Below are 12016 nucleotides of genomic sequence, written 5' to 3' on the forward strand. Positions count from 1 at the left end.
TCCTGGCCGGGCATGCGCCTGACGAAAGGAACGTGCGTGCAGATCGGGCCGTGGCGAGCAGCCGGCGCGGCGCTCAATCGTCGATGGGCTCGTCGGTCCAGTCTTCCTCGCCGCCCTTGAGGATTTTGCCGATCGTGCCGCCCGAGAAACCGCGCGCGGCCAGAAAGCGCGCCTGCTTGGCCCGTTCGGCGGGCGTTTCGGGCAATACGCCGTACTTCTTTTCCCAGACGGCCTGCGCGCGCGCGGTTTCGGACTGCGCGAGCTTGTCAGCGGTTTCGCTGATGAGCGTGTCGCCGACGGCATGGCGCTTTAGTTCGTTGATGATCCTGCTGCCGCCCATGCGCGAAGCCCGCCGATGCACGACGCTTTCGACGAAGCGTTCGTTCGACAGCCAGCCGTCGCGCTCCAGGCTGTCGAGCAGCGTTTCGAGCAAGTCGGCTTCTTCGACGTACGGACGCAGCTTCCTCGACAGTTCCGCGCGGCTGTATTCGCGCCGCGACAGGAACGCGAGCGCGCGCCCTTTGAGCGAGCGTTGCGGACGTCGGGGATTGTTGGCTTCGCTTGCCGAGGTTTTGCGCGTGCGCTGGCTGGAGCGGCTGTAGACCGTTTCCTCGCGTGCGGGTGCTGCTGGCGCGCATTGTTCGAAGGGCTCGAAGGGATCGGCTTCTTCGAATGGGTCCGTAAAAGGTGTGAAGTCCGCTTTGTCGATATTGCTTGCGGACTCGGCGGGCGCACTACTGACGCTCGGCGCCTTGGGTTGCGCGGTCGCCTGCTTGAGCAATGCGCGCGCTTGATCGAGCCGCGCTGACCGGTCGTCTGCATTCGTCTGTGAGCCGGACGCGCCCCGCGCCCCGTCGACGCTCTCACCGAGAACAGCATCAGAAACGCGACGCGCCGACGCGAATGGCTCCGCGTCGGCGCGTTCCTTGTCACTGCGCTTGAATCTGCCCTGCTTCGACGATGCGCCACGCCGCTCGCTGCTTCGCTCGTAGCGGTCGGCGGAGTCGGAACCGTCGCCGGTTCCTTGATCCGCCGTATCAGCCTTCGATCCGGAGCGGCGCGTCTGCATCGTCCTTCAAGCTCGACGCTTACTCGCCGTCGGCCGCTTCAGCGCCCGCGACGACCGTCTCGCCCAATGCGGCCACACCCAGCGATTCGCGGATCTTGTTCTCGATCTCGCGCGCGATGTCCGGATTCTCGCGCAGGAATTCCCGCGCGTTGTCCTTGCCCTGACCGATGCGATCGCCGTTGTAGCTGTACCAGGCGCCCGCTTTGTCGACCAGCTTCGCCTGCACGCCGAGATCGATGATTTCGCCCTGACGCGAGATGCCTTCGCCGTAAAGAATGTCGAAGATGGCTTCGCGGAACGGCGGCGACACCTTGTTCTTCACGACCTTCACGCGCGTCTCGTTGCCGATGACTTCGTCGTTCTTCTTGATCGAACCGATGCGGCGGATATCCAGACGCACCGACGAGTAGAACTTCAGCGCGTTACCGCCCGTGGTGGTTTCCGGGTTGCCGAACATCACGCCGATCTTCATGCGGATCTGGTTGATGAAGATGACGAGGCAGTTCGTGCGCTTGATGGAGCCGGTGAGCTTGCGCAGCGCCTGCGACATCAGACGCGCTTGCAGACCCGGCAGCGAGTCGCCCATTTCGCCTTCGATTTCCGCCTTCGGCACGAGCGCCGCGACCGAGTCGATGACGATCATGTCGATGGAGCCGGAGCGCACCAGCGCGTCCACGATTTCGAGCGCCTGCTCGCCCGTGTCCGGCTGCGAGATCAGCAGTTCCGGCACGTTCACGCCGAGCTTGCCCGCGTATTGCACGTCGAGCGCGTGTTCCGCGTCGATGAACGCCGCGGTGCCGCCGAGCTTCTGCATCTCCGCGACCACTTGCAGCGTGAGCGTGGTCTTGCCCGACGACTCGGGACCGTAGATTTCCACCACACGGCCGCGCGGCAAGCCGCCGACGCCGAGCGCGATGTCCAGGCCGAGCGAACCGGTGGACACCACTTGAATGTCTTCGACCGCCTCACCCGCGCCGAGCCGCATGATCGACCCTTTGCCGAATTGCTTTTCGATCTGCGAGAGCGCGGCGGCCAGGGCCTTGCTCTTGTCCGCAGTCATTCCAGCCGGGCCTTTCTTGCTTTCTTCCATGAATCGTCCTTTGCTATGATGAACGGCGTCTGAGGCAGTGTTCGCGGGCTTTTCGACTGCTCATTGAGCTTCTCGAAGCCGTCCTTTACACTCACGCAGACACTGTATAAAAAAACAGTAGTTTTTGCAAGCTCGCAACTGCGTGGTGCTGCTTTTTTTCCACGCTTGCGCGCGCCGCGCAAAAACCACTAAACACCTGGAGACCGCCGCACCGGGCGACGAACGGTGCCGGCAATGCCGATGCGCTTCATCGCGCACGAAAGGCGTACAAAGGCGCACACGACGATGCGAATCCTCATTGCCGAAGACGACAGCATACTCGCGGACGGTCTCGTCCGATCACTCCGCCAATCGGGATACGCCGTTGACCATGTCAAGCATGGCGTCGAGGCGGACACCGCGCTCTCCCTGCAGACCTTCGACCTGCTGATCCTCGATCTCGGCCTGCCGCTCATGCCCGGCCTCGAAGTCTTGCGACGCCTGCGCGCGCGCAATTCGCAGATGCCCGTCTTGATCCTCACCGCGGCCGACAGCGTGGACGAGCGCGTGAAAGGCCTCGATCTCGGCGCCGACGATTACATGGCCAAGCCCTTCGCGCTCAACGAGCTCGAAGCGCGCGTGCGGGCGCTCACGCGCCGCGGCGCGGGCGGCGGCCCGACCGTCGTCAAGCACGGCTCGCTCTCGTTCGATCAGGTCGGGCGGATAGCTACCATCGGCGATCAGGTCATCGATCTTTCCGCGCGCGAGCTCGGCGTGCTCGAAGTGCTGCTGCAACGAACCGGCCGGCTCGTGTCGAAGGAACAGCTCGTCAATCACTTGTGCGAATGGGGCGAGGAAGTCAGCAACAACGCGATCGAAGTCTATGTGCATCGGCTGAGGAAGAAGATCGAGCCGAGCGGCGCGAAGATCATCACGGTACGCGGCCTGGGTTACACGCTGGAGAAGGCCGTGGCGTCGTCCAACGGTGCGGGCGCGCAGCCGTCCGGCGACTCGATGCCCGCCAGCCATCACTATAAGTAACCCGCATGGCGTCGCACGCGTCCACGGAAGCTCATCGGAAGGCAGAAGCGCGCGCCGATTCCGATTCCGACGCCGAACGCGACGCCCGCTACGCCAATCCCTTCGCGCCGCCCGACGAGCTGGAACCCGACAACGAAGCGCATCCGCGCTCGCTCTTCGGCGAGATTCTCGACTGGATGCTCGCGCCGCTTCTGCTGCTCTGGCCGATGAGCATCGCGGTGACGTATCTGGTCGCGAAGTCGATCGCGAACGGGCCGTTCGACCGCGCGCTCGAAGCCGATGCCTACGTGCTCGCGCGTCAGATCCAGCCGGTCAATGGCGTCGCCGAATTGCGGCTGCCCGACGCGACGCGCGATTTCCTGCGCGCCGATAACGTCGATCGCGTGTTCTTTCAGGTGCTCGGCACGCGCGGCGAACTCGTCGGCGGCGACCGCGACATGCCTTTGCCGCATGACGACGACCGTCCGCAGCCGGGCATCGTCGAATTTCGCGACGACGTACTGCGCGGCAACGACATCCGCGTCGCGTACACGACCGTCGATCTGCCCGGACTCGTGCCCGGACGCGATCCCGACAACGCGCAGCCGGTGCTCGTGCAGGTCGCCGAGACGCTCGACAAGCGCAGCCAACTGGCCAACGACATCATCAAGGGCGTGATCCTGCCGCAGTTCGTGATCCTGCCGCTCGCGATCATCCTCGTGTGGTTCGGGCTCTCGCGCGGGCTCGCGCCGCTGCACGCGCTGCAGTCGAATATCCGCGCGCGCCGCCCCGACGACCTCTCTCCGCTCGAAGCCGACCGCGCGCCGCCGGAGATCGCGCCGCTCGTTGCGTCGTTCAACGATCTGCTCACGCGCCTCGAACAGAACATGGAGTTTCAGAAGCGCTTTATCGCCGATGCCGCGCATCAGATGAAAACGCCGCTCGCGGGCCTGCGCATGCAAGCGGAACTGGCGATGCGCCAGGACGTGTCGGCGGAAGTGCAGCGTTCGCTCGAACAGATCGCGACGAGCTCCGAGCACGCCGCGCGTCTCGTCACGCAACTGCTCGCGCTCGCGCGGGCGGAAAATCGCGCGACGGGGCAAATCTTCTCGCGCATCGAGCTGACGACGCTCGCGCGGCTCGCCGTGCGCGACTGGGTGCAGGCCGCGCTCGCGAAGCGCATGGACCTGGGCTATGAAGAACCGCCGTTTCCGGTCGACGTGGAAGGTAACGTCGTCATGCTGCGCGAGATGCTCTCGAACCTGATCGACAACGCGATCCGCTACACGCCCGCCGGCGGGCGCATCACCGTGCGCGTGCGGACCGACGAGAACGATCTCGATCTCGTGCATCTGGAAGTGGAAGACACCGGTCTCGGCATCCCGCCCGCGGAACGCGCTCGCGTGGTCGAGCGTTTTTATCGCATTCTCGGACGCGAGGGCGACGGCAGCGGTCTCGGCCTTGCGATCGTCAAGGAGATCGCGGCGATGCACGGCGGCGCGCTCGCGATCGAGGATCACGTGTATCAGGAGAACCCGCGGCTCGCCGGAACGCTTGTCCGCGTCAGCCTGCAGCGGGTTTTTCCTGCCCGGGACAAACCCTGAGCGCAAGCGTGGCGCGCGGCGAAGAACCGCGCACGAAGAACGAACTTAAACGAATTTAAACGATCGTTCGAATCAGCTTTGCGGCAATTTCGCGTAAGTTCGCGTTTTTCGCTGTGATCTCGCCGTGCGCACGACGCGTCAGAACGCCGTAAGTTTTCGTTCCAATAATCCATGCACCGGAGCCGCGTTGCCGCGGACCGTCGTATTCGAATATCAAATCAGGAGACGATACATGGCTACGGTTGAGGGGCGCGTTTCGCACGCACCGATGACGTCGGAGGAGAAGAAAGTCATCTTCGCCTCGTCGCTCGGCACGGTGTTCGAGTGGTATGACTTCTATCTGGCGGGTTCGCTCGCCGTCTACATCAGCAAGACGTTCTTTTCGGGAGTCAACCCGACGGCCGGCTTCATCTTCACGCTGCTCGGCTTCGCGGCGGGCTTCGCGGTGCGGCCGTTCGGCGCGATCGTGTTCGGGCGGCTCGGCGACATGGTCGGGCGTAAGTACACGTTCCTCGTGACGATCGTGATCATGGGTCTGTCGACGTTTCTGATCGGCTTTTTGCCCGGTTACGCGACCATAGGCATCGCAGCGCCGATCATCTTCATCGCGATGCGTCTCTTGCAAGGCCTCGCGCTCGGCGGCGAGTACGGCGGCGCTGCGACCTACGTCGCGGAACACGCACCTTCGAACAAGCGCGGCGCGTGGACGGCATGGATCCAGACGACGGCGACGCTCGGCCTCTTCATCTCGCTGATCGTGATTCTGGCGGTGCGCACGATCATGGGCGAAGAGCAGTTCAGCGCGTGGGGCTGGCGCATTCCGTTCCTCGTGTCGATCCTGCTGCTCGCGATTTCCGTCTGGATTCGCATGAAGCTGCATGAATCGCCGGTCTTCGAGCGCATCAAGGCCGAAGGCAAGACGTCGAAGGCGCCGCTCACGGAAGCGTTCGGCCAGTGGAAGAACCTGAAGATCGTGCTGCTCGCGCTCTTCGGCCTGACGGCGGGCCAGGCGGTCGTGTGGTACACGGGCCAGTTCTATTCGCTCTTCTTCCTCACGCAGACGCTCAAGGTCGATGGCACCAGCGCGAACATCATGGTCGCCGTGGCGCTTCTGATCGGCACGCCGTTCTTCGTGTTCTTCGGGTCGTTGTCGGACCGCATCGGGCGTAAGCCGATCATCATGGCGGGCTGCCTGATCGCCGCGTTGAGCTTCTTCCCGCTCTTCAAGGCGCTCGCGCACTACACGAACCCGACGCTCGAAGCCGCGACGCAGAAATCGCCGATCGTCGTGATCGCCAATCCGGACGAGTGCTCGTTCCAGTTCAATCCGGTGGGCACGGCGAAGTTCACGTCGTCGTGCGATATCGCGAAGAGCGCGCTGTCGAAGGCCGGTTTGAACTACGAGAACGTGGCGGCCCCGGCGGGCACGCAGGCGCAGATCAAGGTCGGCGAAACGGTGGTGAACACCTATGACGGCAAGGCCGCCGATGCGAAGGCTCAGGGTTCGGCGTTCGACAAGACGCTTGCCGGCACGCTGAAGAGCGCGGGCTATCCGGCGAAGGCCGATCCGGCGCTCATCAACTGGCCGATGGCGATCGTGATCCTGACGATCCTCGTGATCTTCGTGACGATGGTGTACGGCCCGATCGCGGCGATGCTCGTCGAGATGTTCCCGGCGCGAATCCGCTATACGTCGATGTCGCTGCCGTATCACATCGGCAATGGCTGGTTCGGCGGCTTCCTGCCGGCCACGGCGTTCGCGATCGTCGCAGCGAAGGGCGATATCTACTCGGGCTTGTGGTATCCGATCGTGATCGCGCTCATTACGTTCGTGATCGGCATGCTGTTCGTGAAGGACACGCGCAAGTCGAATGTCTATCACGAGGATTGATCGACGCGGGTTTGGCGAGCTTTTAACAAATCGCGTGGAAGGGGTTGACAGCGCGTTCACTGCTCGCCATAATCTCGTCTTCTTTCGGCGAATTAGCTCAGTCGGTTAGAGCGACGGAATCATAATCCGCAGGTCCGGGGTTCGAGTCCCTGATTCGCCACCAGATGTAGAAAGCGGCTCACAGCAATGTGAGCCGCTTTTTTTTCGCCTCGCGCCCTATCCCTATTCCAGTCCATTCCGCCGAGCGGCGCCGCGCGCCGGATGGGCACGCGACGCACGACGGCTCAAAGCTGCGCCGTCAGTTGGAAGCCGACCGTCACACGAGCCGTCGGAAACCCGGACGGTTTGTAGATCGGCGTGCCGGCGAACAACTCGTAACTCACGCCGACCGCCTTCAACGGCACGCCGCCCCGAATGCCAATGACCGCGCCCACGAGTTGCGTGCCAGCCAGAAACGCGGTGTTCGGTCCGAACACGCGACCATAGTCGATGCCCGCATAGAGCGACTGCCCGGTCTTTCCGATCGGCGCCTGCAATTCGTTGCGCCAGTAGAAGCCGCGTTCTGCCGCGAGCATATGTTCGCCGTCGAAACCGCGCACCGTGTAGCGGCTGCCGATAGTCAGATCGTCGAGATAGAACAGCGTGTCGTTCGTGTACTGACCGTGAAACGTCGTCACGTAGCGCAACGCCTGGTTCGCCACGGCGAACGGCACCGACACATTCATGTCGAGCACGGCCATATGGAAACGATACGTCGCTCCGTCCGGCTTCGTTGCGGGCGTGGGCGCGATTGCCGGATCGGGCGGCAGCGACGGGTCCGGCGTCGCGCCGAATGCACCGATGCCTTGCCTATACGCGAGCGTGCCGTCGAACTGGGCGCCGCCGAAGTAGTGGCGGTCCGTCATGCCGAGTTCGAGGAACGTGTTGTTGCGCCGCTGCAGCTCGATCGCGGTGTCGTCGATGAAACTCGCGCCGAAACGCTTCGACAGTTGAGCGTATGCGCCGAACACGTCGTTCTGGCTTCGGCGCAGCACGCGCGCCAGCTTGAAACCGGCCGTCTGCGAATTGCCGCTGGAGACGAACGTCTGATTCACGCCCGCGATCTGCTGGTAGTACGTGTTGGTGTTGCCGAACAGCGTGGCTGTCCAGTAACCCCAGGGCACGGAATAGGCGCCGTTGAATCCGTGCGAGCCAAGCCCCTTGTCGGCGAGTTCGAGGTCTTGATTCGCGCCGAGCGTCAGCACGTCGTTCAAGCCGAGCGGATTGTTCAAGCCGAAGCTCAGATTGCCTTGCAGTTTGCCCGTGGCGCGGCTACCCGAATTATCGACCGAAGCGACGATCGACCAGGGCTTCGTGCGCTTGAGCGTCAACACGACGTCGCTCTGTCCGGGGATGTCGGTCGGCTCGATCTTCATGTCGACGTCCTGGTTCGAGACGCGCTTCATCTGCTCGAGCCCCTGCTCCAGATCGCGCAAATCGAGCACATCGCCCGGTCTCGTCGGAAAGGCGCTCTTCCACGTTCCCCACGACACAGGTTCGGCAAAACGGACATTGCGAATCACGCCCGGCACGAGCGCAACCTTCAGCACGCCGCGCGACAGATCCTGCTCGGGCAAGAGCACGCGCGTCGTGATGTAGCCGCGGCTCAGGATCACTTGCTGCAATCCCTTGGTCAGCAGGTTCACGCCGTTCTTGCCGACACATTGGCCCGCGTAGTGCGCGAGCCAGTCACGCGCGAACGCGAACGGATCGAGCGGCAGCGCCGATGCGCCTTTGGCGCGCAAGGCTTCGGGCAACGTCGCCGGCACGTCGAGCGCGAACGAGTCGATGCGAAAGCATGGCGCTTCCTGCGGCAATTCGGGATACGTCTCCTTCTCCGAGACGCTCGAACGCACGGCGGGCGCCTGCACGGCGGCTTCGCGCTGCTGCGCCTCGCGTTGTTGCTGAATCTGCTGGTTTTGTTCGGCGTTGGCGCGCGCGGCTGCGGCTTCGTCGGCGGGCGTTGGACCGACTTGCGCGTTCGACGTAAGGGATACAAGGGCTGTGAGCGGAAAGGCCGCGAGCCTTTTGTTGAGCTTCATAAACAATGCGATGGAATGTTCTCAGTCGACACTTCTCGGCGGAAAGTCAACGCTGAGCTCGCACGATATGCACTCGTTCAGGTATGTCGTGCGAAATGTTGATATTTGTGTTGCGCTACGACTTATTCCGAAAACTAAATCGTTATCCTTAGTTTTTTACAAAAAAGAAGTTGCTGTCGAGCAACGGTGCGAGCGCAGAACTATATCTCGTACCGGTGGCGCAGATAGCTACCGGAACATTATTTTCCGATTCGTCGGAGGCTCTTTGGATCGGAATTCGTCCGCGCGTTTGACGTCAGTCAAAAAGCCGCTCCCGCTCCAAGCAGAGGCGTCAAACGCCGATCGACCACCTACCCCGTGTTTAAATAGCGCAATCCGCTGCGCCCTTCACGAGCCAAACGTGCCCACCTTCGACCAACTCGCCGCGACCATCCGCGACCGCTTCCCTGACCTGAGCCCGCAGTTCCAGGCCGGCGCCGCATTCCTGCTCGACTATCCCGACGAAGTCGCCGTCCTCTCGATGCGCAAGGTCGCCGAACGCGCGAAAGTCCAGCCCGCCGCCATGGTCCGTCTCTCACAGCAGCTCGGTTTTCCGGGCTGGAACGAGTTGCGCGAAATCTTCGTGAGCCGCGTGCGCACGCGCCCCGAGCCGCTGACGGCCCGCGCGCGCTCGCTCGTCAAAGGCGGCGCGGACAATCATCTGAGCCGCGAGCTGGCCAGCGCCCAGGCGCACAACCTCGAACTCACGCTGGCGCAAAACGCCGAAAGCGTCATCGAAGCGGCCAAGGCCTTGAAGAAGGCGCCGCAGATCCACGTCGCGGGCTTTCGCTCGTGCTATCCCGTGGCGTTCGGCCTGCTCTACGGCTATCGGCTGTTTCGCCCGTCTGTGAGCCTGATCTCGGGCGAAGCCGGCACGCTCGAAATGCAATTGCGCGGCATCGAGAAACGGCACGCGGTGGTGGTCGTGAGCTTCGCGCCGTATTCCGTCGAAGCGGTGCGCGTCGCGCAGGCGGCGATCGAGCGCGGCGCGAAGCTCATCGCGCTCACCGACAGCGCCGTGTCGCCCATCGCGTTGAACGCGGATCACACGCTGATCTTCTCGCACGAGTCGCCGTCGTTCTTTCCGTCGCTCGTCGCGGCCTCGGCGCTCGCCGAGATGCTCGTCGCGCAACTGCTCGCGCTCGAAGGCAAGGACGCCATCGCGAATCTGGAACAGGCCGAAGCCGCGCTCCACTCGCAAGGCGCCTACGCGGCGAACTAGCCGTCCGCGTTTTCCCCGCCGCGCGCGAACGGGGCCGCCAACACGCGCACTTGACAACATATGTTGTTTTTAGTCTAGAATTAGACATCGCGTGTTGTGCGCGCACTTAAAAGGCAGGGCATCATGACCACGGTATTTCATCGCGCGCCGCGCGCCAGGCTTCCCGTCGCCGTGCGTGGCGACGGCATCGAGATCGTCGATTCGGACGGCAAGCGCTATATCGACGCGTGCGGCGGCGCGGCCGTCTCGTGTCTCGGCCACAGCCATCCGCGCGTGATCGAGGCCATCCAGCGCCAGGTGCAGCAATTGCCCTACGCGCACACGTCGTTCTTCACGACCGAACCCGCCGAACAACTCGCGGATTTTCTCGTCGGACACGCGCCGAAAAATCTCGGCCACGTGTATTTCGTGTCCGGCGGCTCCGAAGCGATGGAAGCGGCGCTCAAGCTCGCGCGCCAGTATTTCGTCGAAAAGGGCGAGCACGAGCGGCGGCATTTCATCGCGCGGCGGCAGAGCTATCACGGCAATACGCTCGGCGCGCTCGCGATCGGCGGCAACGCATGGCGTCGCGAGCCGTTCCTGCCGATCCTGATCGAAGCGCATCACGTCACGCCCTGCTTCGCGTATCGCGAGCAGCAGGCCGGCGAGAGCGACGAAGCCTTCGCGCAGCGTCTCGCCGACGAACTCGAAGCGAAGATTCTCGAACTCGGGCCGGAGTCGGTCGCGGCCTTCGTCGCGGAAACGGTGGTCGGTGCAACGGCGGGCGCGGTGCCGCCGGTGCGCGAGTACTTCCGCAAGATCCGCGCGATCTGCGACCAATACGGCGTGCTCCTGATTCTCGACGAAGTGATGTCGGGCATGGGCCGCACCGGCCATCTGTTCGCGTGCGAGGAAGACGGCGTCGCGCCCGATATTCTCGCCATCGCGAAAGGCCTCGGCGCGGGCTATCAGCCGATCGGCGCGACGCTCGTCAGCAATGAGATTTTCGATACGATCGTCGGCGGCTCGGGATTCTTCCAGCACGGTCATACCTATATCGGGCACGCGACCGCCTGCGCGGCGGCGCTCGAAGTGCAGAAGGTCATCGAGGAAGACAAGCTGCTCGACAACGTGAAGGCGCGCGGCGAGCAACTGCGCGCGCTGTTGCGCGAGCGGCACGCGGATCATCCGTACATCGGCGACGTGCGCGGGCGCGGCCTCTTCACCGGCGTCGAGCTCGTGCAGGATCGTGCGAGCAAGACGCCGTTCGATCCGAAGCACAAGCTGCACGCGCTCATCAAACGCGAGGCGATGCAACGCGGCCTCATGGTCTATCCGATGGGCGGCACGGTCGACGGCCGGATCGGCGATCACGTGCTCATCGCGCCGCCGTTCATCACGACGGGCGCGCAAATCGAAACCATCGTCGAGCGGCTGTCCGATGCGATCGACGGCGCGCTTGCGCTCATCCGCTGAGAACGAACATGAAAAAGCGACTTCCCGATTTCGACATCGCGCAGGCTTCGGATGCGCAAAAGGCCGTGCTGCAGGACATCCTGAGCGGTCCGCGCGGCAATCTCAACGGTCCGTTTCTCGGCTGGATCTTCAGCCCGGAACTGGCGCAGAACGCGCAGAAGCTCGGCGCGTTCTGCCGCTACAACACGGGCCTGCCGCTGCGCCTCTCGGAACTTGCGATTCTCGTGACCGCGGCGCGCTGGCGCTCGCAGGCCGAATGGCATATTCATCACCCGATCGCGCTGGATGCCGGCCTGCCCGCCGAACTCGCCGAAGCATTGCGCACGGGCCAGACTCCCGTCTTCGCCGATGCCGACGACAAACTCATCCACGATTTCGCGGCCGAGCTCTACGAAACGAAACGCGTGAGCGACGCGACGTTCGACGCCGCCGTCGCGCGGTTCGGGCATACGGTGGTGGTGAATCTCGTCGGCCTGCTGGGCTATTACGCGCTCGTCGCCATGACGCTCAATACCTTCGGCATGCGCGCCGAAGGGCAAACCAGTTTGCCCTTCGGCGAATGACGG

The 12016-nt window shown here is 63.6% G+C and carries 9 protein-coding genes and 1 tRNA gene; 7 read left to right on the forward strand and 3 right to left on the reverse strand.

Annotated features, from left to right (window positions below; translation table 11 throughout):
* Nucleotides 1–73 precede the first annotated feature (73 nt).
* Nucleotides 74–1069 (reverse strand): recombination regulator RecX, encoded by a 996-nt coding sequence (gene recX / locus LY284_RS10220; RefSeq protein WP_045450356.1) that lies wholly within the window; start codon nt 1067–1069, stop codon nt 74–76.
* Between the two features lie 19 nt (nt 1070–1088).
* Nucleotides 1089–2159, reverse strand: a complete 1071-nt coding sequence (gene recA / locus LY284_RS10225; protein ID WP_014190524.1) for a recombinase RecA — start codon at nt 2157–2159, stop codon at nt 1089–1091.
* A 285-nt stretch (nt 2160–2444) separates the two neighbouring features.
* Between recA and LY284_RS10230 the strand changes: the two genes are divergently transcribed.
* From LY284_RS10230 to LY284_RS10245, 4 genes are all read left to right on the forward strand, one after another.
* Entirely contained in the window at nt 2445–3179 is a 735-nt protein-coding gene (locus tag LY284_RS10230) for a response regulator transcription factor (RefSeq protein WP_045451853.1), read from the forward strand.
* A gap of 5 nt (nt 3180–3184) precedes the next feature.
* Nucleotides 3185–4762: a sensor histidine kinase gene (locus LY284_RS10235; RefSeq protein WP_014190522.1), complete on the forward strand. Its 1578-nt coding sequence runs from the start codon at nt 3185–3187 to the stop codon at nt 4760–4762.
* A 232-nt stretch (nt 4763–4994) separates the two neighbouring features.
* Entirely contained in the window at nt 4995–6653 is a 1659-nt protein-coding gene (locus LY284_RS10240) for an MFS transporter (RefSeq protein WP_014190521.1), read from the forward strand.
* Between the two features lie 86 nt (nt 6654–6739).
* A tRNA-Met gene (locus tag LY284_RS10245) sits at nt 6740–6816 on the forward strand.
* Between the two features lie 121 nt (nt 6817–6937).
* On the opposite strand, the gene LY284_RS10250 is transcribed toward LY284_RS10245, so the two are convergent.
* On the reverse strand, nt 6938–8734 hold the full coding sequence (locus LY284_RS10250; RefSeq protein ID WP_233385902.1) for a ShlB/FhaC/HecB family hemolysin secretion/activation protein: 1797 nt from the start codon (nt 8732–8734) through the stop codon (nt 6938–6940).
* Between the two features lie 400 nt (nt 8735–9134).
* Here LY284_RS10250 and LY284_RS10255 point away from each other — a divergent pair, with 400 nt between their 5' ends.
* The 3 genes from LY284_RS10255 to LY284_RS10265 all read left to right on the forward strand — a co-directional run bounded on the left by LY284_RS10255 (nt 9135) and on the right by LY284_RS10265 (nt 12013).
* Nucleotides 9135–9995, forward strand: a complete 861-nt coding sequence (locus LY284_RS10255) for a MurR/RpiR family transcriptional regulator (protein WP_045450354.1) — start codon at nt 9135–9137, stop codon at nt 9993–9995.
* A gap of 123 nt (nt 9996–10118) precedes the next feature.
* Nucleotides 10119–11450 carry an aspartate aminotransferase family protein gene (locus tag LY284_RS10260; RefSeq protein ID WP_045450353.1) on the forward strand — a complete coding sequence of 444 codons (1332 nt, stop codon included), beginning with the start codon at nt 10119–10121 and terminating at the stop codon, nt 11448–11450.
* Between the two features lie 8 nt (nt 11451–11458).
* The gene (locus tag LY284_RS10265) at nt 11459–12013 is read left to right on the forward strand and encodes a carboxymuconolactone decarboxylase family protein (RefSeq protein ID WP_045450352.1); all 555 of its coding nucleotides are present in this window, start codon (nt 11459–11461) and stop codon (nt 12011–12013) included.
* The last annotated feature ends 3 nt before the right edge of the window (nt 12014–12016 follow it).

The sequence above is a fragment of the Caballeronia sp. PC1 genome, from assembly GCF_021353155.1.
Lineage (GTDB): Bacteria > Pseudomonadota > Gammaproteobacteria > Burkholderiales > Burkholderiaceae > Caballeronia > Caballeronia cordobensis.